Consider the following 25,357-nt stretch of genomic DNA (forward strand, 5'->3'; position numbering starts at 1 on the left):
GGCCAGAAGATCTGGGACGCGATCGTCCTCACTCGCTCGCACGAGACGCGCCGCATCCTCAACAATCACGGCTACAAGGGCTGATGATGTCGGGGAGAGCATCGCTCTCCCGGGATCGTCGCATAACCGCTTTTCGTTCAGGGCGATATGACGCAAGCTGCCACCCTCGGGTTGGCGGCTTTTTTTTGCGACAGGGGACCGGCAACTCAGGTGATTTGCATCTGTCGCGTCCCGCACCACGCATCCTGAACGGCCTGAATGGCGGTATCCGGCTTGGACTCGCCGATGAAGATGATGATGGGACCCTGGTTCGCATGGGCCGGATCGTAGAAGTCGAGCAGATCGGGGTGAAGGTTCTGGATAAAGGTCGGCAGTCGACCGTCGCGTCGTAGCAGGTGATCGACCACGACCTGGTCGCCGTGGACGGAATTGGGCACCGTGCCGCACGAGCCCGGCTGCATCCAGCGTTTCGGATCGCCCTTGAACGTCTCGTAGAGATGGTCGAGTTCGCGACCGCGCCAGCGCATAAGGGCGGTCGATAGGCGACCTTTCAGGAAATAGTCCTCCATCGCCGCCGTGCTGTCGTCGATGAGAGCGCCGGCATCTCCGGTGAAGACCGTATCGAGATCGCACAGGATCGTGAGACCGTCGGCGAGATCGGGGCGGAACGCCTCGAATTTCGACCACCATGCCGGCCAGCCGTGAAGTAGAGGCACGACATCGACGCCCGCGACGTCGAGATCGAGATCCGTGAGGCAGACTACACGATCGAGACCGGGAATCGACCGGCGCGCGCCGCCGTTCAGACGCTCGACCCAGGACGCGTCGTAGCGTCCGCCGCTTTTCAGAACGGTCGTGAGCGTGACCATGCGGTTACACCACCTTCAACTGCGGCGCCTCGTTGACGACGGCACCCCGCCAAAGGTCGTCGCACAGCGTTTCCAGCCAGTTTGCAGCCTTTCGTGCGGCATCCGGATCGTGCAGGGAGCGCAGGATTTCCTGGTCAATCGCGTCGGCCGCATCGAGGAGCTGCTGCCAGCCGCGATAATCGCCCGGCCAGGCGGGTGCGGTGACGGCGGCGCCGAGAGCAACGAGCGCTTCGGCCTTGCGATGCTGTTCGGCGAAATAGCGCCATTCCGGCATAATGACAAACTTGGAGCCTGCACGGGCGATCTCGTGAACGGTGTTGTCGCCGGCCGAGGCGACGACGACGTCGGCAGCGGCGATATGGTCGGTGACGTTCTCAACCCAGCCAAGTTCCTGCAGGTTGGCGAAATCGGTCTCATGGCCTTCGCGGTGGACGGGTCCGGCGACCAGCCAGAGAGCATCCGGCACGGCGCGCGCAGCAATGGTCAGAGGGGCAAGCGGCGTTCCGCTCCCGCCGCCGCCCGTCAGCACCAGAATAACCTTGCGGTCCTCGGCAAGGCCGAGCTTTGCGCGCGCTGCCTGCCGTGTCGGGACCGCGTCCCGCGTCGTGCAGAGCCCGCCGGTGTAGATGGTCTTGGCGCGGAGAGCCTGCGGATAATCGTCCTGCTCCAGGCGTGCATCGAACGGCGCGATCATACCGACACAAGCTTCGTAGGAGCCGATATGGCCGATATCACTGCGGTCGCCATGCATGCGGATCTGCACCGTCGGTGTGCTGACGATGCGGCCAAGCATGCCGATCTCGGCGGAGACATCGACCACGAACAGCCCGACGTCGCGATCATCGAGATGGTCGACGATGGTGCGCATCGTGCGGCGCATGGAGGGCAGACCGAGCGGTACGCAATGCATGACGGACGGCGTGGGCTCGGCGAAAAGACGCGGCGTCGGCACGGTCTCGCCGATCATGTTCGGCAGGGTGATAACCTCGATGCGCGGATCGGCCTTGGCGAAATGTTCTGGTCCTGCGGTGAGCACGGAAACGGGGCGATCCTTGCTGAAATGCTCGGCCATCGCCATTGTCCGATTGGCATGGCCACGGCCCTGATGATGGACGAAGAAAGAGATCGGTTTTTTCATGGATTTTGGTCCCATCAGGAAAAGAGAACGTGGTCGGGTTGTCGTGCGGCATCGGTTTCTTGGACGTCCGGGCGGCGAAGCAGACGAATGTCATCCGCTTCGCTCGTCCATGCGATCAGCTCCCGCTCCGCGAACTGCCCAAGCCAGTAGTCCATGCACCAGACGCCGTGCTTGGCGTGGTAGAGGCGGGCATTGCGCAGGATATGGTCGAAGTGCTGGAGCGGTGGAATATGGACGGCGTGATGCTGGTGGTAGGCACGCGCGCCGCCGACGCGGTAGGTCGGTAGGCCGGCCCGCGCCGCTCTGCGCGCGAGGTCCGTCTCTTCACCACCATAGCCATAAAAGCATTCGTCCATGCCGCCTATGGAAAGCCACGTCGCCTTGCGCAATGCAAAGGATAAGCCCCAGAGCTGTCCGGAATCCGGCTCTTCCATAACACCGATGTCAGGAAATGCAGGCTTGGAGGGGTGGGCGACGCCGTGCTCTTCGAGCGCCGCGAAATCCCCCGTGAAGATAGGCAGACCGCCCGGCAAGTAATGGACGTCACCGAGCATGACGCCATCGTGCTGCGCGAGCGCCTGGGCGTAGGACGAGACTGTCGTTGGCGAGGGGATGCAATCGACATCGAGAAAGACGAGGTGCTCGCCCGACGCCGCCTCTGCCGCACGGTTGCGGGCAGCAGCCAGCGGCATGTCGTCACCACCGACGAAGACATGACGGACAGGGCACGACATGGCTGGTAATGCGTCGGCCGCTTCGGGTTGCATCCACGCGATCACGAGTTCGCACGGCGGCCTGCTCTGTTGCGACAGCCCCGTCATCAGCGCCCTCAGATGATCCGCCCGGCCGCGGACGATCGTCAGGACACTTGCGGGGACCTCTGCCATCATACTGGCAGACCTGCAGCCTTGGCCTTGTTGCGGAAGTGGAGAACCCCTTCGATAATGCCGGCGGCGTGGGTGTTTGAGGCGATGTAGGAATGCTTCAGCGCCGGAAGCTTGCCGAGATTGTCGGAGTAGTTGGCGACGATGATCGACTGCGGGATGGCCTGCAACATCTCGATATCGTTGCCGCTGTCGCCCGCGACGAAAACGGCATTTTCCGCCAGGCCGTAGCGGCGGCGCACATGATCGACCGCCGTGCCTTTGGACGCCCTGATCGGCAGAATATCCAGATAGCGCTTGTGGCTGTGGATGACGGAGGCGAGCACGCCCGCATTTTGAAGTGCTGATCGAACGCGCTCGACGGTCGCATGGGTGCCGTCGCTGAAATAGCTGAGCTTGAAGTCGCGCTGCTCGAGCGGCGCCTGCGGCGTCAGGCCGGATACGCCGCGTAGCACCCGCTCGACCGCCGAGCGCTGCCAATTGCCGGCAATCGCCTTCAGCCAGCCCTCGTCCTGCTCATAGGAAACGCCGTTCTCCGACAGAGTGTAAATCTCCGACCCGACGGAGGTGATCATCACCTCGGGGCGGGGTACGTCCTGCTGTTCGAGAACCGCCATGGCGCTGTGAAAGGAGCGGCCTGTCGCGACGCCGAAGGCGAGGTTCTCCTGCATGCGACGCCAGTTACCGAAGGCGTGGAGATGCGGAACGGAGCCGACAAGCGTGTTGTCGATGTCGCTGATCAGAAGCTGGATAGCCCGCTGGACGGGCATTTCCGGCGGGCGCACGAGATCGCGCACAAGTCCGTGATAGCGGGTGACGTGCCGTTCCCAGTCGTAGGTCTTCACGGCCCTGTCGCCGGAGGCGGAGAAGCGGTCCCACATCTCTGCGCTGCGAAAGATCTGCAGCAGGGCATCGGCAATGCCACTGGCGTCGCGCGGATCGACCAGCAGGCCATTGCCGCAGGTCTCGATGATGTCGTTCGGGCCGCCGCTGTCGGTCGCGACCAGCGGCAGGCCGACGGCGGCTGCCTCCAGCAGCGTCAAGCCGAAGGGTTCGTTGAAGGCGGGGTTGACGAAGACGCCGCGCCGATCCCGGGCATAGGCGTAATAGGCGGGGATGTCCTCGCCACGATGGCTCTTGGGATAGGCAACTTTGCCGTAGAGATCGTAGCGATCGATGAGGCGCAGGAGCTCGCGGAGGTTTGCTGCCATATCCGCCTCGAGCGCATCGATATCGTCGCGCGAGCCCGCGACGATCACGAGATTGGCCGCGGCCTGCAAGGGTTTCGACTTGCCGTAGGCCTCGATCAGGCCCGCAAGGTTCTTCTTGGCGACGGGCCGCGCGATGGCGAGGATGACGGGCTTCTCCGGCTCGACCAGAAACCGGGCCATCTCCCGTTCGACCACGGGGGAGGACGCCGCGCCACGAAACGCCTTGAGGTCGCTGCCCGGCGGCAGCACGCGGATCTTGCCGGGGTCATAGGTATCGTAGGCCTTGTATTGCAACTCCGCCTCGTCGCGGGAGGATGCGATGACGAGGGAGGCTCTGGCCAGCGCCAGCTCTTCCGCCGCGATCCGCTCGACAAAGCCACGATCGGACAGGCAGGAGGGCAGGGCCTTCTGCTTGACCTTACCGAGCGAGTGGCCGGTAAAGACGAAGGGAATGCCGAGCGCATCCTCGACGCGTGCCGCCACCACGGCCGCATCGGCGTAATGAGCATGAAGGATGTCCGGCCTGGTGCTGCCCGCTAAGATGTGCGCGATCAGGCCAGCGGCAAAGCTGTCGATTTCCGTGTGCAGGTCCTCTTTTGCGAGGTAACCTGGATGCGTCGTGGGAAAGCGGATGATGCTGGTCGTACCATCGACGCTCTCGACCGGCTTGATGTAATCTTTTCCAAACCCTTCGAAGGCGCGCGTGGCGATGACGATGCGCTCGGCTTGGCCGGTGCTACTGCAAGCTTCGACCAGATCCAGCAGATAGCGGATGTGTCCACCTGTATCCGTCGTCAGTCCATATTCGACATTGTTTCCGCGGAGGCACCCTTGAAGTGCGACGTGAAGAACGAACATACATGATCTCCCGTGCAGTCAGGACCTTAAATGCCGAACCACGACCGTGAACCGAGTGAGCCGCTAAAAGTTGCACAGGTTGCACCAAGTATTTTTCCCGTGCCTCCGCTCAACCATGGCGGGACGGAGCGGGTGATCCACGACCTCTCCGTCGAGTTGCAAGCGCTCGGCTGCGAGGTGACGCTGTTTGCACCCTCCGACAGCACCTGCCCCGTGCCTCGGGTCGGCGCGCTGCCGAGCCTGCAATTCCTTGAAAAAAAATATGATTCTGTGCCGCCATCGATCCCGTCCGTGCTGGAAACGGTTCGTATGGAAGAGGTGCGCCGCGCGCTGTCCACCTTCGATATCGTGCATTTCCACGGCGAGTTCTTCCACGCCGTGACGCTGGGTGAAAAACGCAAGACATCTCTGACGACCATCCACTGGCGCGTCGATGAACTCGACCGTGAGTTGTTTTTCTCCGCCTTCCCGGATCTGCCCGTTGCGGCCATCTCGCACGCGCAGGAACAGGCGCTGCCAAAATCCAATCGCGCGGGCATCGTGCTGCATGGCGTCGATCCCGCGCGCTTTAAACCGAACGACACGCCGGAGCCCTATCTCGCCTTCATCGGTCGCATGACCGATCAGAAGCGCCCGGATGTCGCGATACGGGTGGCACAAGCGGCAGGCCGGCCCATTCGTCTGGCCGGAACCGTCGATGTCGGCAACCCGCTCTACTTCGATACCTATGTCAGACCCGGCCTTTCACCGACCGCCGAATATATTGGCCCCGTCGATGACGTCGCCAAGAACGTCCTGCTTCGCGGCGCAAGCGCACTGCTCTTTCCCATCGACTGGCCGGAGCCGTTCGGGCTCGTGATGATCGAGGCGATGGCCTGCGGCACGCCTGTCATCGCCTGGAACCGGGGCTCTGTGCCCGAGGTCGTGGAGCACGGCGTGACCGGCTTCATTGTCGACAGCGAAGAAGAGGCGGTGGCGGCTATCGGGCAGATCGACCGGCTTGATCGGCGCGCGATCCGTGAACGCTTCGAGCAGCGTTTCACCGCCCGGCGCATGGCGCAGGACTATCTGGAGATCTATCGAAGGTTGCTCCAGCGATGATGCGCACGGCCCTGATCGCCTGGGATTACCCACCATCCCCAAGCGGACTGTCCACCGCCACCCGCGAAATCGCGGAGAGCCTTCTGGCGCAAGGCTGCGAGGTCACGGTGTTTTCCGGCGACAGAAGCGACGCGCGCATGAGCGACGGCGTACGCATCATCGGCTGCGCTATCCCAGAGCGTTCGCGGCTTGGGCGCCTGCGCACCTATGCCGGCATCGGCCATCTCGCGGCACCTCGGCGGTTTCGCGATGCGGTGCTCACCGCGCATGCCACGACGCCGTTCGACGTGGTGGAGGCGACCAACTGGTATGCGCCGGCCGTGCTGCTGGCCGGGCGCCGGGATCTCCCGCTCGTTACGCGCAACTCGACGCCCGCCTCCTGGTCGCGCGAAAGCCGGCTATCTCCCCGCAACCGGTTGGATGCCTGGGTGGCGGATATGCTGGAGCGCCGGCAGGCGATCGGCAGTGCGGCGCTGATATCAAACACATCCGATCACGGGCGGCGGATCGCCGAGCTTTACCGTCTGGACTCACGCCGCCCGCACGCGACCATCGGCTTGTCCTTGCCACAAGCGCTGCTGACGCGGGCAGGCGAGGCGGAGTATCCGCCTCATGAGGAACCGCTCCGCATTCTCTTCGTCGGCAGGGCCGAAGCACGGAAGGGTTTTCACGAATTCATGGATGCCACTGCTCGCGTCGCCGAAGACGCCGATGCAGGCCTCGTGCCGGATTTTCAGGTGGATCTGCTGGGTGTGCCCGCAAGCGACCTGCCGGAGACATTGCCAGCCAGCGCACGCCGGCGCATTCATGCGCTCGGGCGGCAGCCCGACGCGGTGCTATTCGATCTTTACGAAGCCGCCCATATTGTTTCAGCGCCTTCGCGCTACGAAAGTTTCGGCCTCGTCTATCAGGAAGCGATCGCCTTTGGCCGCCCCATTCTCGCATCAACCGAAGACCCAAGCGCGCGGGAATTTATCGGCGAGACCGGCGCAGGCGTGCTGGCCTCGGCGACGGAGGGCGGAGCCATTGCGGAACGCCTGCGCGAAATGCTGGCGTCCGCCGCTCTTCGCGCGCGCCTCCGTGAGAAAGCGCTTGAGGCCGCGGGAACCTTCACGCGCGCCACACTCGGCCGCCAGACGCTTGAGGTTTACAAGCAGGCGATTGCCGGCGATCGTGACACCGGATCGGCGAGGGCTTTATGAAGCGGACCGCAATCATCGGCAACGCGCCGGAGTTCGATGGCACGGATCTCGATCTCGACGGCTACGATCGCGTCGTCAGGTTCAACAATACGGCCGGGCTCGGGTCTACGAGCGGCACAAAGACCTCCGAACTTGTGCTGGTCAGCCGGGGCGGACAGCCGGCGGAATGGCTCGCCGATCCTGCATTTACGCAGCGAAAGGCCGTGCGGGATGCTGAGCGCGTCACGCTCGTCTTTCCACCGTCGGAAAAACCGGAAGACGAGTGCCATGCCGAAGGCCTTCGCGAGCATCTTGGCCCGCTCGGCAAGGACATCGGATCGATCGATGCGGCGACGGAGAGCAGGGCGCGCGCGTCGCTGCTGGCACATGGCGCCCTGTCGACCTCTGCTCTCAGTTCCGGCTTTCTCTACAGTTTCAGGACACTGGAGGCCGAGGACTCCAGATCCTCATCGTTCGACATCTTTGGCTTCGGCTTCGATGGTTGGGACGGGCATGCCTGGAGCGCCGAACGCTCGTGGTTCGAGGCTGCTCACAAGGCCGGCTGGCTCGTCCTGCACCCCTTGGCGAAGCGCTGACGCAGGATCAGGCAGGAATACCGCATGCCAGACGCCATAACAGCCCGCTGTCCGCTTTGCCGAGCGCGTGGCATCGAGCCGACATCGCGCACCTTGCAGAGCGGCAATGTCGTTCGTGCATTTTCATATGCCTGCTCCCACTGCGGCTTGTTGCTGGATGAGCCCGCCATCATGCTCGCTCCCACGCAAAACGATACGCTCTTTCGCGATCTCTGCGCCCGGAAGCCTACGTTGAAGCATCCCGGTAATCCATTCGGTTGCGACATCTATACGATGCGCACGATCGCAACCCGGTTCGGCCTCGCCGCCACGCCAGAAAATGCCATGCAGGCGCACGAACTCCGTCATCCGCATGGCACGCTCTCGGCGGAGGCTGATCTCGTGTCACTGCGCGCGCTTGCACCGACACCTTTTTCGGTCGGTATTATGTGCACCGAACGGGAGGCGGATGCCGTCCTGGAGACGGCAGCGCTCTACCGGTCCTGGGCGGATGCGGTCATCGTTCTGATCGATCGCGCCGGAGAGACATCCGAGCCCCGACAGGAAGGCGACGACGGCTTCGTCAGCGTGTTCTCACACCCGCTGAACGGCCATTTCGCCAACCAACGAAATGCGCTGCAAGCCCTCTGCCGAACCTCATGGATGTTTCAGTTGGATGCGGACGAAGACATTTCGCCGAAGCTTGGGGAAACTCTGACGCGGCTCGCCACGCTCGCCGACCGGCAAGGCGCCGTCTCCATCGGCCTTCCGCGCCAAAATCTGGTCAATGGTCGTCTTTCCGATCTCTACCCGGATGTGCAATATCGCCTCAACCGGCGCGAGGTCGTCTACGAGGGCATCGTCCACGAGCGCCCTGTTCGGATCTGGCAGAAGAGTTTCATTGCGCTTTCCGGCGCCATCCAGCACCACCTTACTGCGGAGCATGTCGCCCGGAGATCGAAAGCTTATGAGGGGCTGAAACCCGGTGGCGGACGCCTTTTCGAGGAACAGGCACTCCAGCGTGCCTTCTCGGCGGAGTGACCAGCACGATGAGGGCTCGCGTCAGTTTCTCCGCGTCAGGAACAAAGAGTCCGTACCGCAGTTCGTTGCGCTGAAACCGGAGACCTCATTGTGACATCGACCTCTTCCCGCTTTGGCCTGTCTGCGCAGACCGCCCTGCCCACCATCTTGGCAATCGCCTTTGCCGCGACACTTACCAGCACCGGCCCGTCGTTAGCGCAATCCTCGACGGTGGAGACCATCAAAAGTGAGACGCGCAAGCTGATCGCGCCGATCACGAGCAAGACGGACGAGCGCCTCGAAGAGGTGGCCAAGTTCGATCATCAGGTCACCGGCGTGACCGTATCGGAAGACAACCGCATCTTCGTCAATTTTCCTCGCTGGAGCGAGGATGTGCCGGTCTCCGTCGCCGAAGTGATGAGGGACGGCACGATCAAGCCTTACCCGAACGACGAATGGAATGCGTGGCGCAACGCCCGAATGAGCGAGGTCACGCCCGGCGATCACTTCGTTTCCGTGCAGAGCGTTGTGGCCGACGGCAAGGGATCACTCTGGGTCGTCGATCCCGCCGCACCGAACACGGAGAAGACGGTAAAGGACGGCCCGAAGCTCGTGCAGATCGACTTGAAGACCAACAGCGTGAAGAAGGTCTACCCGTTCGCAGCGGACGTCGCCGGCCCCGCGAGCTACATGAACGATGTGCGCCTCTCGCCCGACGGCAAGTTCGCCTATCTCACGGATTCCGGCGTGCCCGGCGGTCTCGTGGTCGTGGACTTGAACGCTGGCAAGGCATGGAGGGTGCTGAGCGACGATGCGACCACACAGATGGAAAAGGACGCCGTGGTCATGACGGACGGAAAGCCGCTGAAACGCCCGGATGGCAGACAACCCATGTTCAACGCCGACGGCCTGGCTTTGTCGAACGATGGCGCGACACTCTACTGGCAGGCCGTCACGGCAAAGACGATGTACCGCATCGACGCCAGCTTGCTCCAGCAGGCTGGCACCAATCCTGACGCGGCGAAAGGCAAGGCTGAGAAGTTCGCAACGACCGAGCCGGTCGATGGCCTGTGGACGGGCAAGGACGACAGCATCTATCTCAGCGCCGTCGGCGCTGATGCTGTGAAGCTGCTCAAGCAGGACGGAAAGATCGAAACCGTCCTGACCGATAGTCGCCTGCGCTGGCCCGACACGTTCTCGCAGGGCCCAGACGGCTTCATTTACGTCACCGCATCCCACATTCAGGATTCACCCTGGTTCCACCCGTCCGGCTGGGCCAACAAGGACTTCACCCTGTTCCGCTTCCGGCCCGAGTGAGCGAGGCTTCCAGCCCAGCGATGTGTTAACAGGGGAGAGGCTTACGCTCCCCTGTTAACGGAGCCCCGCGGGTCGTCCACCACCGTCGAGGCGGTGCTTTCTTCCCGAGCAACGCCTATTCCAGGCATCACGATGGGCGCTTCAGTCCGTACGCGCGTCTTCTGCGGGTCGAAATGCGGGAAAGGGACAATGGTGGCGGGGATGCGTTTCTGGTGGCCGTCGAGCTTGCCGATCTCCACTTTCGTTCCAATCTCGGCAAAGGCCACATCGAGGCGCGCAAGCGCAATGCTTCGGCCGAGGATCGGGGATTTGACGGCGCTGGTGACGACACCCACCTGCGCCCTCCCGACGTGAACGCAATCTCCATGGCCGATCGGCTCGTTGCCGGCGATGTCGAGGCCGACCATGCGGCGATGGGGGTGGTCGCGACGTCGTGCGATGGCGGCATCGCCCACATAGGCGTCCGGCTTGTCCTTGGGAATGGTGAAGCCGATCCCGGCCTCGAACGGGTCCGTCTGGTCGGAGAAATCATAGCCGGCAAAGACGAGGCCTGCCTCGATGCGCACCATGTCGAGCGCGGCCAGACCCATAGGCGTCAGTCCCTCCGGCGCGCCGGCTTTCATGACGGCATCCCAGACGATGACGGCATCCTGCGGATGGCACCAGACCTCGTAGCCGAGTTCGCCGGTGTAACCGGTGCGGGAAACGAGAACCGGCCGGTCGGCGATACGGCCGATGGTGAAGCGGAACCATTTCAGCTCGGCAAGCGTCGGCTGATGCGGCGGCGTCACGGTTATCTGCGCGAGGATATCGCGCGAGCGGGGTCCCTGCACGGCGATGTTGTGCAGCTGATCGCTCGAATTGCGTACGAAGGCCTTCAGGCCATGCTTGTCCGCCAGTTCCCGCAGCCAGGCGCCGGAAAATTCGTCGCCGCAAACCCAGCGGAAATTGTGCGGGCCTAGCCGGAAGATCGTACCGTCGTCGATCATGCCGCCCGTCTCGTAGGTCAGCGGCGTATAGACGATTTGCCCGACCGCCAGCTTCTTCAGATTGCGTGGCACGGCGAGCTGCAGCAGGTCTTCGGCATCCGGACCGGTGATCTCGAACTTGCGCAGCGCGGAAAGGTCGATGACGACGGCGCGCTCGCGGCACGCCCAGTACTCCGCAATCGGGCCGGCATCGTTGTAGCAACTCGCCAGCCAGAAGCCGCGATAGTCCTCGAACTTGCGCGTCAGTGCGGAGGTCCTCGGGTGGAAACCGGTTTCGCGGCTCATGCGGGGTTCGGCATCGGGTGTCATGCGGTGAGCGCTTCCCTTTTCAAACGGGCAGTCGGCATCATAGACGCGGACATGGATATCGGTCGGCATCCAGCCGTTGGCCGGATCGATATCGTCGGCGCAGGAGGACGTGGCGCAGACGAGATCGGTCAGCGCCCGCAAGAGGACGTAGTCACCCGGCCGCGACCATGGCTCGTCCATCGAGATCCTGTCCTGCGCATCGACGAAAGTGTTGTAGAAGAAGTTAATCGCCGGCCAGCCTTTGCGTTCAGCAATGCCGTAGGGGGCGAGGACCTGGTTGAAGTTCTCCGTGCAGTTGGAATGGCCGGGATAGCCCATGTCTTCATAGTATTTGGCCGTGCAGGCCAGCAGGAACGTGTCGTGCCGGCCGACCGTGTCCTGCACCACCTCCACCAAAGGCCGCATGCGCGCATCGAAATATTTGGAATGCAGGCCGGGGCCGGAAAAGCTCGAGCCCATCAAGGTACGTGTGGTGGTGGGGTCGATGCCGAATTCGGCACCTTCCGCCAGATCGCCTGAGTCGAAGGCGAGGAAATCCGAGCACTGGCGCCCGTCGACATCGATGATCTGGATATACTGTCCGGCTTTCACCCGGAAGGCGGAGGCCGTCGCCGCCCTGATGCGCAGGTCCGTCACCACCTGCGGGGCGAGCGGTGGCGGGATCTCGCCGGTGCGCTCCACGAGCGGCAGGATATCGACGACGATATCGGTCGGCGTGTCCTGTGCGTCGGGCGCCATGGGTTGGCCGGGCACTGCCACGAGGCAGAGGAGGTCGGCGCGGGCCTCCAGCGTCACGGCTGCCCCGGCGGGCGTTTCCACGTCGAAGAGGGTGGCCGATATCGGGGGCTCCCGCCGTTCCGCCTCGAGGATCTGCGCGACGGCGGGTGGGAGCGCGTAGGCGGACGCGGACGTGGCGGGCGCCGGGGTGGCGGGAAGCCCGTGCAGGCTCCCTGGCGGGCCGAAGCCGTGGATCTCGACCGGCTGCGCGCCTTCCAGATTGCGCAGCGTCACCCGGTCGCCCGCGCGAAGTGCGAAGAGACGCGCCTCGCCGCCGCGCACGATGGCGGATGTCGGACGAAGCACCGGTAGGGGGGGGCCGGATTGCATCGTGTCGCTTGCCCAGATCCGTGTCATGTCTTCTCCCTCGTCCGCCTTGCGATCATGCTCTATTCCGCGGCGTCCTGCACGCCGAGAAACGCTTCGAGCGTGTCGTCGAGTGCATCCATCCACGGCGTGTGATGGACCGGCGCCATGTCGCCGGTGAGCACGGACGGATAGGATTTGTTGCGGTAGGTCAGGATGCCCTCGACCTTGTGGTGCTCCCATTCCTTGAAGAGTTCGGCGACCCGCTCAACATCGAAATCAGGATAGTCGGTTGCCGACAGCAGGTCGCGGACGTAATCCGTCTGGTAGTCGATGGCCTCGAACGGGTTGGTGAGCGCCTCCTCGCGGGCGCGCCAGTCTCTGATGTCGGCATCGCGCGCGGCCGCGTCGGGAAGCGCGATCCGGCCGAGGATCACGTCGCGGGCAAACCAGGCCTGCGCGTCGAACATGTTGAAGGTATAATACTGGTCCTGCATGCCGATGTAGAAGAGATGCGGGTTCTGTTCCCAGACGATGCCCTTGTAGAGGCCGAGGGGGTAGAGCCGGTTGTTGGTCTTCAGGCGCAGATCGTCCGGCAGGAAGGGGAAGGAATGCTGGTAGCCGGTGCACAGCACGACGGCATCCACGGTCTTGCTCGTGCCGTCGATGAAATAGGCGGTCTTGCCGACGAAGCGCGCGATCAGCGGCTTCTCCTCGAACGTGTCCGGCCAGTCGAAACCCATCGGTTTCGTGCGGTAGCTGAAGGTGACGGACGCCGCGCCGTATTTATGGCACTGGGTGCCGATATCCTCGGCCGAATAGGAAGAGCCGACGAGCAGCACATTCTTGCCGGCGAACTCGTCGGCGGCGCGGAAGTCGTGCGCGTGCATCACCCGGCCGAGAAAGCCCTCGATGCCGGGGAAGGAGGGCATGTTCGGCACGGAGAAATGACCGTTGGCGACGATGACGTCATCGAATTCTTCCGTATAGTGCTCGTCCTTCTGCAAATCCTTGACGGTGACCGAGAAGGTTTGCGTCACCTCAGACCAGACGACGTTGCGCACCGGCGTCAGGAACCGGATATAGGCGCGGACGCCACTCTTCTCGACCCGTCCGGCGATGTAGTGATGGAGCACGGCGCGCGGCGGATAGGAGGGGATGACCCGGCCGAAATGTTCCTTGAAGGAGTAATCGGCAAATTCCAGGCACTCTTTCGGGCCGTTCGACCAGAGATAGCGATACATGGAGCCGTGGACGGGTTCGCCGAATTCGTCGAGACCGGTGCGCCAGGTGTAGTTCCAAAGGCCGCCCCAGTTGCTCTGCTTCTCAAAGCAGACCACCTCCGGCACGTCGACGCCTGCGCGCCTGGCCGTCTCGAAGGCTCTGAGAACAGCCAGTCCGCTCGGGCCGGCACCGATGACGGCAACGCGTTTCTTCATTTTCTATCTCCATAATGACGGGAAACCGGCGGCTTGCGGGCTCGCGGTGCGCCGGCGGCTGTCTGTCTCAGCCCTTGGCGGTGCGCTTCAGCTTCTTCGGATCGTCGAACGGCAGGGCGTGGGCGGCGGCGGCGATCGAACCGCTGACATTCATCACTTCGAGCTTCGTGCCAGGCACGGCGCAATCCACCGCAAGCCGGGCGATCGCCATGGATGCCCCGGTGATCGGCGAAACCATGCCGCAGGTGGCAACGCCCACCTGCCGGCCGTCCTGCAAAACCGGCGCGCCTTCGTCGGCGGGCACGTTGCCGTCGAGCAGGAGGCCGAAGATGCGGAAGCGCTCCCGCCCCTTGAGGCGCGCATGCTCCTCTGCGCCGCGAAAGCCCGTCTTGCCCGGGCTGACGGTAAAATCCAGGCCGAGTTCCCAGAGCGTGTCGCCCGGACCTTCGTCGGCAAAGGGATATTTCTGCGAATTGTCGAAGGGGTAGAACAGCAGGTAGCTTTCCACCCGCAGCATATCGAGTGTGGTGAAGCGGCAAGGGATGATGCCCATCCCGGCACCTTCCTCCAGAATCCGATCCCAGATCGCGGGCGCATCCTGCCCGCGGCAGAAGATCTCGTAGCCGCGCTCGCCGGTATAGCCGGTGCGCGAAATCATCACGGGCAAACCGAAGAGGCGCGTCTGGAGGTGATGGAAATACGGGAGATCGCGAATGCCGGGAACGTGCGGTGCGAGGTAATCGACGGCGAGCGGCCCCTGCAGCGACAGGTCGTGCAGGTCGTCGTCGAAGCGGATGGACACGTCGCGGCCGATGGCGGCCTTCTGCAGTTCCTCGTGCCCCGTACCCGAGCCGTGCACCACCATCCAGCTGTTGGCGGAGATCCGGTAGATAATGCAGTCGTCGGTGAACTTGCCGGCTTCGTTCAGCATGCAGGCATAGACGGACTTGCCGGGATAGATCTTCTCGACATCGCGCGTGGTGGCGAGATCGATGACATGGGCGGCATGCGCGCCGGTGATGTGGACCTTCTTCAGGCCGGAAACGTCCATCAGGCCCGCTTTCGTGCGGATCGCCAGATATTCGAGGTTGGCATCGCCGTCATAGGACCAGGCGGTACCCATGCCGCTCCAGTCTTCCAGCGCCGAGCCAAGCGCCCGGTGCCGGTCGGCCAGGGTCGAAAATCTCCAGGATGCAGTCATGTCGTCCTCCGGTCATATGTCGATGGTGGGTTCGCTCAGTCTTGCGCTAGATGGTTCAGTCCGGCGCAAAGCCGGGAGATGTCGCAAGCCCGTCGTCATGGCGCGACAGCCACGCGGTGGTCGTGTCGCGGAAGCGCGCCAAGCCCTTATAGTCGGCAATCGGCTGCGGCAGGCTCGCCAGTACGCGGTGGAACCGCCGCGCCCACTTTTTCTGCGTCACCAGCTCGTCCATCTTGATGAGGTAGCAGCGGATGGAAAACACGATGGCGTTGGAACGCGGAAGCCGCCAGAGGGCCTGCAGCTCGACGCGCAGATGCACCTTGTCGCCGACGTTCTCCGGCGTCACGCTCGCCTTGTCGATGCCCCAGCGGTGGTAGTTCTCCGGGCTGGTGTCGAGGCGCGGATTGATCGTCATCGTCCAGTTCAGCCGGCGTACGGGGCGGCCCTGCTGCAGGTTGAGGAGAAACTTGAGCGCGCGTTCGAAGATGCCCAGATCATGGGCCAGCGGCACGGGTGCATGCCACTCCATGAAGTTCATGCCGAGGTCGAAATCGAGCGACCAGTCGGCCTGCGTCGTCACCATGCCCGCATCCATCCACAGATTATCGTCCCGCTGGTCGAGCAGGCAGAAATCGCCCTGGCACTGGCGGGTGACGTATTCCATCGGTCCCTGCGGCAGGGTGGAGGCATCGCCGAAGGTGAAATGCTGGTCGAGCCCGAGCGGCCGGTTGATCCAGTGCCAGTTGTCTCCGTCGCGGGTCAGGGTGAAGTCGTCTGGATAATGCGTCGCCATCGACGTCATCAAAAGCTCCAGCAGGTCCCACTCCGCCGTCATCATGTGCGGCAGCGACTGGCAGCGCAGCGGGTCCTGCGACAGGGTGATCGCGCGGTCGTGCATCTCGGCCACGTAGTGCTCGTCGATGTGGATCGGGAACTCGGTTGCGGACTGGACGGGTCCCGGCACGTGCTGCTCGATATTGACCGTGTAGGTGTAGTCGTCGCGCTCGAAGGGAAAGGGAAACGCCCGGATCGCCTTCGGGCTGTTGGCGAAGGTGTAGTCGTCGCGGAAGGTCTCGGCATTGAACGAAAGGGTCATGGTGTCACTCCGATCACAGGTCGAGCACGAGTTCGCGGCCGCGCAGCCGCGAGACGCAGGTCATGATGCTCTCGCCGCAGGATTTTTGACTGTCCGTCAGATAGTGGTCGGCATGCAGCAGCTCGCCGTCGGCGACGAGCACCCGCGTCTCGCACTGGCCGCACGCGCCGCCGCGGCAAAGGTAGGGCGCGTCCACACCGGCAGCCTCGATGGCCTCCAGCAGGGTCTCGTGCTGGGCGACGACGGTGGAAATGCCGGAGCGTGCAAGGCGGAGCGCGAAGGGCTCGCCGCCTTCGGGTGCGAGGAAACGCTCGGCATGCAGCGCGCTCTCCGGCCAGCCGGCGACCCGCGCATCGGCCATCACGCCCTCGATCATGCGCTCCGGCCCGCAGACATAGAGGTGCGTGCCGAGCGGCTGGTGGGCGAGGATATCGCGAACCGAAAGCCGCTCCTGCCTTTCGCTGACATAGAGGTGCAGTCGGTCGCCGTGCTGTGCCGCAAGCTCAGCGGCAAATGCGCCGCTTGCGATATCGCGCATGGCATAATGCAGCTCGAAAGGGAGGGCGAGAGCTGCAAGCTCGCTCGCCATGGCGGCGATGGGCGTGATGCCGATACCGCCTGCGACCAGGATATGGCGGCGGGCCGTGCGGTTCAAGGGGAAGAGATTGATCGGCGCCGACAGGTTGAGGTCTGTCCCCACGCTCAGGTGATCGTGGATGAAGGCCGAGCCGCCGCGCGACTGCGGGTTGCGCAGCACCGCGACCTCGTAGGCGGCTCCGCCGGCACGCGTCGAGCCGAGGAGGGAATAGGCATTGCGGATGAGACGCGCGCCGCCATCGAGCGTCAGCACCGTGTGGGCACCCGCGGAATAGGGCGGCAGGGCCTGCCCGTCGCGCCGGGCCAGCCGCAGCCGCTTGACGGTCGGCGACAGCGCCTCGGTCTCGATCACTCGAACGGGAAACTGTACGCCGCCGCTCATGCGCCGAACGCCTCTGCCGGCGGGATCTCGCCCGGGGCCTCGGCATCGATGCAAACGCCCATGAAGGCGCCGAGGCGGCGGGAATAATGATCGCGCACCAGGAGGTGGAGACCGCAATGGGCGCATGGGGCAGGGCTTGCCGAAACGCCGTCCGTGAAGCCCTTGCAGTGAACGCACTGGACGCGCCGCGTGGGGCCCCCGCGATGCTCGGTCTGGATCGCGTCCGCATCGATGCCCTGATGCAGGGCTTCGCTCGTGACGCGGCCGATGAAATCCTCGCTGCCGCTGACATAGAGCCGCGTTCCCATGGTCGCGGCAGAGAGCGTCGTCACGAGTTCGGCCAGCAGGTCCTCGACCCCCGATGCGACATGCAGGGCCTCGCAGGAGAGGGACGCCAGAAGCGTCTCCTGCCGGCAATCCGTGCTGCGCGGTGCGGGCGAAAAGAGGATGATCGTGCGGGACAGCGCGTCGTGCCGGCGAAAGGCTTCGGTCACGGCTGACGCACCTTCGCCTTCGGCAATGGCGATATGCCGCGTCGCTTGTCGAACCGGTATGAGCGTGCCGTAGAGCGGGCGGCTTTTGATGGGGGAAGGCTGCATGGTCGTGTCTCGAAAATAATGTCAGGCGATCCATTGGCAGACGGCGCGGATGGCGCCGTCTGCCATGTTGCACGGGTCTCAGGCGCTGAAGAACCAGTTGGACAGGAACACCACGGCCACCCCGGCGATAAGCGTGAGGTAGGGGAGCATGCCGGCCTTGCGGTGCATGGTCTCGCCGGGCTTCACGCCGAGATCCTCCAGCATCTGCGCCGGGAACTGTCCGCGATCCTGGATGTAGTGCCGGTAGAAGAAGACAGGGATGATCAGCGCGGCGGTGATGATGCCCGCCCACAGCGCCATCGGATTCCAGACCTTGGCGCCGGCTCCCATGAAGACGGCATTGAGGAAGGCGAAGATGCCGCCGAGCGCAAGGAGGACGGTCGGTGCCCGGTAGGGCCGCGCGATGTGGCCGGAGTCGATCCGGTGCAGCCAGCCCGCGTTCAGGTTGAGGAAGTTGAAGATGATGTAGCCGCAATTCGACACGGCGAGGATGAAGAAGAAGCTGGTGGCATCGGCGCAGGCGATCGCCAGCACGACGAGGTTGACGATGAGGTCCGTCCACATGGCCCGCGTCGGCGCACCGTGTTCGTTGACGTGGGAGAGGTATTTTGGCAGCCAGCCGTCGACGGAACCCTGGTAGAGCGTGCGCGAGGACCCAGCCATCGCCGTCATGAGGCAGAGCATCAGGGCGAGGATCATCAGCATGACCAGCAGGCTCTCGATCAGTGCGCCGCCACCCACCATGTGCGCCATGGCAGCGGCAACGCCCGAGCCATCGACGATTGGTGTGGCGAGCATGCCGTTCAGCCCGAGGACGCCCTGGAAGGTGAAGGGAACGAGGCTGAAGAGCGCGAGGCAGAGGAGGCCTGAGAAGAAGATGGCCTTGAACGTATCCTTGCCGGGATCGCGGAATTCGCTGGTGTAGCAGACCGCGGTCTCAAACCCGTAGGTCGACCAAGCCGCGATGAACATGCCGCCGAGGACGAGCGTCCAGCCGGCCACGTTCCAGGCACCGGGCTCTGGCGCATAAGGGGTGGCGAGCGGCACGAGCGGAGAGAAATTGGACCAGTTGACGCCGCCGGTGACGAGCGGCACGACCCCGACGATGACCATGGGGATGATGACGACGAGGCCGATATATTTCTGCACCTTGGCGGTGCCGAGAATGCCGCGATGCTGCACGGCGAAGGTGACGAGCATCAGGATGGCGCCGATGAAGAACGCCGCGTTGAGCGAAAGCGAAACGGGGCCGAGTGTCGTCTGGAAGAGCGTCCAGGTGCGGATGGACGGCGTCAGCGCGGAGATGGCGGCGGCCGCTTTTTCCGCGTCGGGCACCGTCAGCGTCGCGCCGTTGGCGGCGATCCAGTCGATGACGGATGCGCTGTCGACGGCCGGTACCGGGGCAAGCGCGTTGAGGATGTAGGCGGCGGCGATGGAGCAGCCGAGCGAGAGAACGGGCGACCACGCAAACCAGTTGCACCAGACCGAAAGCGGCGCGATGGGCTTGGCATAGCGCACCCAGGCCGAGGCGCCATAGATGGAGGCTCCACCCGACTTGTTGGGGAAGAGGCCGGCGATCTCGGCATAGGTGAAGGACTGGATGAAGCCCATGATCATGGAGACGATCCAGACCGCGAAGGCGAGCGTACCCACCGTCCCGGCGATGCCGCCGATCGAGAAGAGGACGAGCGCCGGCACGCCGCTTGCGACCCAGAAGGCGCCTGTCCAGTTGATGCTACGATGCAGTTTTCCCGGCTCCGAAAGCTCGGAGCTTATGACTGTTGTCGACATAGCTGTTCCCCGCCACGTTCTGTTTTGTGTAAGTCCGACTGCTATTGAAGCCGATGGAGATCGGCTGGCATGTTCAGCGGGTCCTGTTGCTGGCTGACCCCCTGCTGCATGAAATCGTCCGAGAGCCGGGCGATCCGGTACGCGTTGCGCGCTTGCCCTGTTATGGCGGCGTCGGGTGTCTTTCCGGGCCGGCTGTCGGGTTCTTGGGAGGGATCATGCTGCCGGGTTTCCGCTTTGTCAAAGGTTCTTCTTTAAGAGAAACAAATTTTCTTCTTAATTTTTAGACTTGCAAATTTTATAGGCAAAGATCGTTTTTGAGTGCGCCTGCTGATCAATCGCTAGCCCTTTCCAAGCCGAATAGAGATTGCCCCAGGTCATGCTGCACTTCATAATGGTGAGCCGTTCCGTCTTCGGGACCCAAGCCCCTGTCGCCGTAGAGCCTGTTCCAGCACCGGCCTTGCGGGCCGGCACCCTCTTCAAACAACGGGAGACGATGTGTCGGAACCGGCCAAACCTGTGATACTTGCCCAGGACCCGCATGCGGTTCGTGAGCCGAAGGAAAACAATCTCGAAATGGCGATCGGCCATGAGGTGCGCGCTTATCGCAAGCGCCTGGGGATCACCGTATCGGATCTTGCGGGCGCGACGGGGCTTTCGGTCGGCATGCTGTCTAAGATCGAGAACGGCAACATATCGCCCTCGTTGACCACGCTGCAATCGCTGTCGAAGGCGCTCGGCGTACCGCTGACCGCGTTCTTCCGCAGCTTCGAGGAGCCGCGCAACGCCATCTTCGTCAAGGCGGGGGAGGGCGTCAATATCGAACGGCGGGGCACGCGGGCCGGCCATCAGTACAGCCTGCTCGGCCATATCGACAACAATTCGAGCGGGGTCACGGTCGAGCCCTACCTGATCACGCTGACGACGGAGTCCGACGTGTTCCCGACCTTCCAGCACGAAGGCATGGAGTTCCTTTACATGCTGGACGGCGCGGTAACCTATCGCCATGGCGACCGGACGTTCGACATGGAGGCGGGCGACAGCCTGTTCTTCGACGCCGACGCGCCGCATGGCCCGAGCGTGCTGACGAAACTTCCCGCACGCTACCTGTCCATCATTTCCTACCCCACCAAGCGCAATGGTGGTGACGGGCAATGATTGCCTTAAAAGAAAAAAAGTTTCCTGGAGATTGATATCTGCCGATGCGCATGTTAGCCCTTGACCATCAAAGAACAGGATGGTGGCCATGTGCGGCATTGTGGGATTGTTTCTGAAAGACGAGACGCTGCGGCCGGAGCTTGGCCGCATGCTGTCGGATATGCTCATCACCATGACCGACAGGGGCCCGGACTCCGCCGGCATTGCGATCTATAACGCGCCCTCCGCCGGCACATGGAAGCTGACGCTGCAGTCGGCGGAGCCGGACGTCGATTTTGCAGGCCTTTCCGAGGCGCTTGTGGCCGGCAACATTCCCGCCCGCGTCACGGTCAAGGATACGCATGCTGTCGTCGAAACGACGGCCGGCATTGCGGACGTCCGAACCTTCTTGACGGAGGCCCGTCCGAAGATCCGTATCATGGGGACCGGCGAAAGCGTCGAGATCTACAAGGAAACCGGACTTCCGAAGGACGTGGTCGACCGGTTCAACGTCCGTGCGATGAGCGGCACGCACGGTATCGGTCACACGCGCATGGCAACGGAATCGGCGGTGACGACGCTCGGGGCGCATCCGTTTTCGACCGGCGCCGACCAGTGCCTCGTCCACAACGGCTCGCTCTCCAACCACAACAATCTGCGCCGCACGCTGATCCGCGAGGGCATGACCTTCGAGACGCAGAACGACAGCGAGGTGGCGGCCGCCTATCTCACCGCCGAGATGGGCAAGGGCAAGGATCTGGGCGAGGCGCTGACCGGCGCGCTTGACGATCTCGACGGCTTCTTCACCTTCGTTGTCGGCACGAAATCCGGCTTCGGCGTGGTGCGCGATCCCATCGCCTGCAAGCCGGCTGTGATGGCCGAGACCGACCAGTACGTCGCCTTCGGCTCCGAATACCGGGCGCTGGTCAACCTGCCGGGCATCGAGACCGCCCGCGTGTGGGAGCCGGAGCCCGCCACCGTCTATTTCTGGGATCACGAGAAGGCCGCCTGAGACCCGAAGGGACGCCAGGAAAAGTGGGAACCGGTTTTCCGTCCGGCGTCCCGGTCATAGAGGAACACAATGCCGACATTCGACCTGTCCTCCACGCCGCTGCGCGAGCTCAACAGTGCTCTTCACGCCCTGTCCAAGGGCGCCAACGACACGGCGTTCGACGTCGTCAATCCGCGCGGTGCCCACGCGGTCGCCGTCGGCATCGATGCGCCCGTCACCGTCGAGGTGCGGGGGTCCGTCGGCTATTATTGCGCCGGCATGAACGACGGGGGCATGGTCACCGTCCATGGTTCGGCAGGGCCGGGTGTCGCCGAAAACATGATGTCCGGCACTGTCGTCATCGAGGGCGATGCCAGCCAGTATGCGGGCGCCACAGGGCAGGGTGGTCTCCTCGTCATCAAGGGCAATGCGGCCTCGCGCTGCGGCATTTCCATGAAGGGCATCGACATCGTCGTCCATGGCAATATCGGTCATATGTCGGCCTTCATGGGCCAGTCCGGCCATCTCGTCGTGCTGGGCGATGCCGGCGATGCGCTCGGCGACAGTCTCTACGAGGCGAAGCTGTTCGTGCGCGGCACGGTCAAAAGCCTCGGCACCGACTGCATCGAGAAGCCAATGCGGCCGGAGCATCTGGAGACCTTGCGCGGGCTGCTCGAACGCGCTGGTGCGACCGATGCGAAGCCGGAGGAGTTCCGGCGCTACGGTTCGGCGCGCACGCTCTACACATTCAACATCGACAATGCCGACGCATATTGAAGGCCCGAGGGATCATCCATGAGCTATCACAACCCCTACACCCCGCCGCGCAAGTCGGCGACCTTCGACGATGCGACGCTGGCCGAGATCCGGCGTGCAGCCGCCACCGGCATCTACGACATTCGCGGCGCGGGCACGAAGCGCAAGCTGCCGCATTTCGATGACCTTCTGTTTCTCGGCGCCTCGATTTCGCGCTACCCGCTCGAAGGCTACCGGGAGAAGTGCGACACGTCCGTCGTCCTCGGCACGCGTTTCGCCAAGAAGCCGATCCGCCTGAAGACGCCGATCACCATTGCCGGCATGTCGTTCGGGGCCCTTTCCGGCAATGCCAAGGAAGCGCTCGGGCGCGGCGCGACGATCGCCGGCACCTCGACTACGACGGGCGACGGGGGCATGACCGACGAGGAGCGCGGGCATAGCGAGATGCTGGTCTACCAGTATCTTCCGTCGCGCTACGGCATGAACCCGCGCGACCTGCGCCGCGCCGATGCGATCGAGATTGTCATCGGGCAGGGCGCCAAGCCTGGCGGCGGCGGCATGTTGCTCGGGCAGAAGATCTCTGACCGCGTCGCCCAGATGCGCAACCTGCCCAAGGGCATCGACCAGCGGTCGGCCTGCCGTCACCCGGACTGGACCGGCCCGGACGATCTGGAAATCAAGATCCTCGAACTGCGCGAGATCACCGACTGGGAAAAGCCGATCTACGTGAAGGTCGGCGGATCCCGGCCCTATTACGACACGGCGCTGGCCGTGAAGGCCGGCGCCGATGTGGTCGTGCTCGACGGCATGCAGGGCGGCACGGCTGCGACGCAGGACGTCTTCATCGAGAATGTCGGCATGCCGATCCTGGCCTGCATCCGCCCGGCCGTCCAGGCGCTGCAGGATCTCGGGCTTCACCGCAGCGTTCAGCTCATCGTCTCCGGCGGCATCCGGTCGGGCGCGGATGTGGCGAAGGCCCTGGCGCTTGGCGCGGATGCGGTGGCCATCGGAACGGCCGCGCTTGTGGCGCTCGGCGACAACGACCCGAAGTGGGAAGAAGAATATCAGAAGCTTGGCACGACAGCCGGCGCCTATGACGACTGGCACGAGGGCAAGGATCCGGCCGGCATCACCACGCAGGACCCGGAACTCGCTGCCCGCCTCGACCCGGTCGCGGCCGGACGCCGGCTTGCCAACTACCTCAAGGTCATGACGCTGGAGGCGCAGACGATCGCACGCGCCTGCGGCAAGAACCACCTGCACAATCTGGAGCCCGAAGACCTCTGCGCGCTGACGATGGAAGCTGCCGCCATGGCGCAGATCCCGCTCGCCGGCACCAGCTGGTACCCGGGCAAGGGAGGCTTCTGACAGACCGTCCCGTTTTCGCGGCATCACCATGAGACGAAGCGACCAAGCTTCGCCGAGGGATGCTCCGGCCGGACGGAAAGGCAGGACCGCGTTTGGGAGGATGCGGTTCGCCATCGTTAAGTGTCTGATAATCCATAAGGGGAACGACGTGACACTGGATCTCTCGACCTATGCCGCGGAGCACGGCATCCGCTACTTCATGATCAGTTACACCGATCTTTTCGGTGCCCAGCGCGCCAAGCTCGTGCCGGCGCAGGCCATCGCCGACATGCAGGCGGATGGCGCAGGATTTGCGGGCTTTGCGACCTGGCTCGACCTGTCGCCGGCCCATCCCGATCTCTTCGCGCTGCCGGACCCGTCCTCGGTGATCCAGCTGCCGTGGAAGAAGGACGTGGCCTGGGTGGCGGCCGATTGCCGAATGGACGACAAGCCGCTCGACCAGGCGCCGCGCGTGCTGTTGAAGCGGCTGGTGGCGGAAGCCGCCGAGATGGGGCTCAGGGTCAAGACCGGCGTCGAGCCGGAGTTCTTCCTCACCTCCGCCGACGGATCGGTCATTTCCGACGTGTACGACACGGCGGAAAAGCCCTGCTACGACCAACAGGCCGTGATGCGGCGGTTCGACGTGATCGCCGAGATCTGCGATGCGATGCTGGAACTTGGCTGGAAGCCCTACCAGAACGACCATGAAGACGCGAACGGCCAATTCGAGATGAACTGGGAATATGACGATGTTCTCGCCACGGCCGACAAGCATTCGTTCTTCAAGTTCATGGTCAAATCCATCGCCGAGAAGCACGGGCTGCGCGCCACCTTCATGCCGAAGCCGTTCAAGGGGCTGACCGGCAATGGCTGCCACGCCCATATCTCGGTCTGGGATCTGGCGGGCAAAACCAATGTCTTTGCCGACCCCGACATGCCGTTCGGGCTTTCCGCGACCGGAAAGACTTTCCTCGGTGGCATTATGAAGCATGCTTCAGCTCTTGCGGCCATCACCAACCCGACCGTCAATTCCTACAAGCGCATCAACGCGCCACGCACCGTGTCCGGGGCCACCTGGGCGCCGAACACGGTGACATGGACCGGCAACAACCGCACGCATATGGTGCGCGTTCCCGGCCCCGGCCGTTTCGAACTTCGCCTGCCGGACGGCGCCGTCAACCCCTACCTGTTACAGGCGATCATCCTTGCCGCGGGCATGTCGGGTATGCGCACCAACGCCGATCCCGGCCCGCATCACGATATCGACATGTATCGCGAAGGCCATACGGTGACGAACGCGCCGCGGCTGCCGCTGAATCTGCTCGACGCCCTGCGCGACTATGAGAAGGACGACGCGTTACAGGTGGCGATGGGCAGGGATTTTTCCGCCGCCTATCTCAAGCTGAAACATGGCGAGTGGACGAGCTATTGCAGCCATTTCACAGACTGGGAGAGGGAGACGACGCTCGATGTCTAGGCATCCGGCATT

At 63.7% G+C, this 25,357-nt stretch carries 21 protein-coding genes; 10 read left to right on the plus strand and 11 right to left on the minus strand.

What is annotated here, in order from left to right:
* Positions 1–206: 206 nt before the first annotated feature.
* The 4 genes from G8E10_RS15295 to G8E10_RS15310 all read right to left on the minus strand — a co-directional run bounded on the left by G8E10_RS15295 (position 207) and on the right by G8E10_RS15310 (position 4,960).
* Positions 207–869 (minus strand): hypothetical protein, encoded by a 663-nt coding sequence (locus tag G8E10_RS15295; RefSeq protein ID WP_167129945.1) that lies wholly within the window; start codon positions 867–869, stop codon positions 207–209.
* Between the two features lie 4 nt (positions 870–873).
* Complete coding sequence (locus tag G8E10_RS15300) at positions 874–2,007, minus strand: glycosyltransferase (RefSeq protein WP_167129946.1); 1,134 nt, start codon at positions 2,005–2,007, stop codon at positions 874–876.
* A 14-nt stretch (positions 2,008–2,021) separates the two neighbouring features.
* Complete coding sequence (locus G8E10_RS15305; protein ID WP_245420199.1) at positions 2,022–2,828, minus strand: glycosyltransferase family 2 protein; 807 nt, start codon at positions 2,826–2,828, stop codon at positions 2,022–2,024.
* Positions 2,829–2,893: 65 nt separating this feature from the next.
* Positions 2,894–4,960 carry an HAD-IIB family hydrolase gene (locus G8E10_RS15310; RefSeq protein ID WP_167129947.1) on the minus strand — a complete coding sequence of 689 codons (2,067 nt, stop codon included), beginning with the start codon at positions 4,958–4,960 and terminating at the stop codon, positions 2,894–2,896.
* 99 nt (positions 4,961–5,059) lie between these two features.
* On the opposite strand from G8E10_RS15310, the gene G8E10_RS15315 reads away from it, so the two are divergent.
* The 5 genes from G8E10_RS15315 to G8E10_RS15335 all read left to right on the plus strand — a co-directional run bounded on the left by G8E10_RS15315 (position 5,060) and on the right by G8E10_RS15335 (position 10,154).
* The gene (locus G8E10_RS15315) at positions 5,060–6,061 is read left to right on the plus strand and encodes a glycosyltransferase family 4 protein (protein WP_245420200.1); all 1,002 of its coding nucleotides are present in this window, start codon (positions 5,060–5,062) and stop codon (positions 6,059–6,061) included.
* On the plus strand, positions 6,058–7,263 hold the full coding sequence (locus tag G8E10_RS15320; RefSeq protein ID WP_343289808.1) for a glycosyltransferase family 4 protein: 1,206 nt from the start codon (positions 6,058–6,060) through the stop codon (positions 7,261–7,263). The genes G8E10_RS15315 and G8E10_RS15320 overlap by 4 nt, the downstream gene beginning before the upstream one ends.
* A complete protein-coding gene (locus G8E10_RS15325) occupies positions 7,260–7,838 on the plus strand; it encodes a hypothetical protein (protein WP_167129948.1) in 579 nt (192 codons plus the stop codon). Before G8E10_RS15320 ends, G8E10_RS15325 begins: the two co-directional genes overlap by 4 nt.
* A gap of 171 nt (positions 7,839–8,009) precedes the next feature.
* Entirely contained in the window at positions 8,010–8,858 is an 849-nt protein-coding gene (locus G8E10_RS15330) for a glycosyltransferase family protein (protein ID WP_110802635.1), read from the plus strand.
* A 90-nt stretch (positions 8,859–8,948) separates the two neighbouring features.
* Positions 8,949–10,154 (plus strand): SMP-30/gluconolactonase/LRE family protein, encoded by a 1,206-nt coding sequence (locus G8E10_RS15335; RefSeq protein WP_343289810.1) that lies wholly within the window; start codon positions 8,949–8,951, stop codon positions 10,152–10,154.
* Positions 10,155–10,195: 41 nt separating this feature from the next.
* Here the strand turns inward: G8E10_RS15335 and G8E10_RS15340 are convergent, their stop codons facing one another.
* The 7 genes from G8E10_RS15340 to G8E10_RS15370 form a co-directional block, all read right to left on the minus strand.
* Positions 10,196–12,586, minus strand: a complete 2,391-nt coding sequence (locus G8E10_RS15340) for a trimethylamine N-oxide demethylase (protein ID WP_281517601.1) — start codon at positions 12,584–12,586, stop codon at positions 10,196–10,198.
* Positions 12,587–12,618: 32 nt separating this feature from the next.
* Positions 12,619–13,974 carry an NAD(P)-binding domain-containing protein gene (locus G8E10_RS15345; protein ID WP_167129949.1) on the minus strand — a complete coding sequence of 452 codons (1,356 nt, stop codon included), beginning with the start codon at positions 13,972–13,974 and terminating at the stop codon, positions 12,619–12,621.
* Positions 13,975–14,041: 67 nt separating this feature from the next.
* Positions 14,042–15,175, minus strand: coding sequence for an aminomethyl transferase family protein (locus G8E10_RS15350; protein WP_167129950.1), 1,134 nt, complete (start codon positions 15,173–15,175; stop codon positions 14,042–14,044).
* A 55-nt stretch (positions 15,176–15,230) separates the two neighbouring features.
* Positions 15,231–16,271 carry a heme-dependent oxidative N-demethylase family protein gene (locus tag G8E10_RS15355; protein WP_132665298.1) on the minus strand — a complete coding sequence of 347 codons (1,041 nt, stop codon included), beginning with the start codon at positions 16,269–16,271 and terminating at the stop codon, positions 15,231–15,233.
* Positions 16,272–16,284: 13 nt separating this feature from the next.
* Positions 16,285–17,250, minus strand: a complete 966-nt coding sequence (locus G8E10_RS15360; RefSeq protein ID WP_167129951.1) for a PDR/VanB family oxidoreductase — start codon at positions 17,248–17,250, stop codon at positions 16,285–16,287.
* Positions 17,247–17,849: a dimethylamine monooxygenase subunit DmmA family protein gene (locus tag G8E10_RS15365; protein ID WP_110802642.1), complete on the minus strand. Its 603-nt coding sequence runs from the start codon at positions 17,847–17,849 to the stop codon at positions 17,247–17,249. Before G8E10_RS15365 ends, G8E10_RS15360 begins: the two co-directional genes overlap by 4 nt.
* 78 nt (positions 17,850–17,927) lie before the next feature.
* The gene (locus tag G8E10_RS15370) at positions 17,928–19,640 is read right to left on the minus strand and encodes a trimethylamine N-oxide permease (protein ID WP_110802643.1); all 1,713 of its coding nucleotides are present in this window, start codon (positions 19,638–19,640) and stop codon (positions 17,928–17,930) included.
* Positions 19,641–20,213: 573 nt separating this feature from the next.
* Between G8E10_RS15370 and G8E10_RS15375 the strand changes: the two genes are divergently transcribed.
* The 5 genes from G8E10_RS15375 to glnT all read left to right on the plus strand — a co-directional run bounded on the left by G8E10_RS15375 (position 20,214) and on the right by glnT (position 25,345).
* Complete coding sequence (locus G8E10_RS15375) at positions 20,214–20,795, plus strand: helix-turn-helix domain-containing protein (protein ID WP_110802645.1); 582 nt, start codon at positions 20,214–20,216, stop codon at positions 20,793–20,795.
* An 88-nt stretch (positions 20,796–20,883) separates the two neighbouring features.
* Positions 20,884–21,786: a class II glutamine amidotransferase gene (locus G8E10_RS15380; protein WP_167129952.1), complete on the plus strand. Its 903-nt coding sequence runs from the start codon at positions 20,884–20,886 to the stop codon at positions 21,784–21,786.
* A gap of 69 nt (positions 21,787–21,855) precedes the next feature.
* On the plus strand, positions 21,856–22,542 hold the full coding sequence (locus G8E10_RS15385; protein WP_132714055.1) for a GltB/FmdC/FwdC-like GXGXG domain-containing protein: 687 nt from the start codon (positions 21,856–21,858) through the stop codon (positions 22,540–22,542).
* A gap of 18 nt (positions 22,543–22,560) precedes the next feature.
* Positions 22,561–23,889, plus strand: coding sequence for an FMN-binding glutamate synthase family protein (locus G8E10_RS15390; protein ID WP_110730733.1), 1,329 nt, complete (start codon positions 22,561–22,563; stop codon positions 23,887–23,889).
* A 148-nt stretch (positions 23,890–24,037) separates the two neighbouring features.
* On the plus strand, positions 24,038–25,345 hold the full coding sequence (glnT, locus tag G8E10_RS15395; protein WP_167129953.1) for a type III glutamate--ammonia ligase: 1,308 nt from the start codon (positions 24,038–24,040) through the stop codon (positions 25,343–25,345).
* The last annotated feature ends 12 nt before the right edge of the window (positions 25,346–25,357 follow it).

This window comes from Ferranicluibacter rubi, from assembly GCF_011603255.1.
GTDB classification, from domain to species: Bacteria; Pseudomonadota; Alphaproteobacteria; order Rhizobiales; family Rhizobiaceae; genus Ferranicluibacter; species Ferranicluibacter rubi.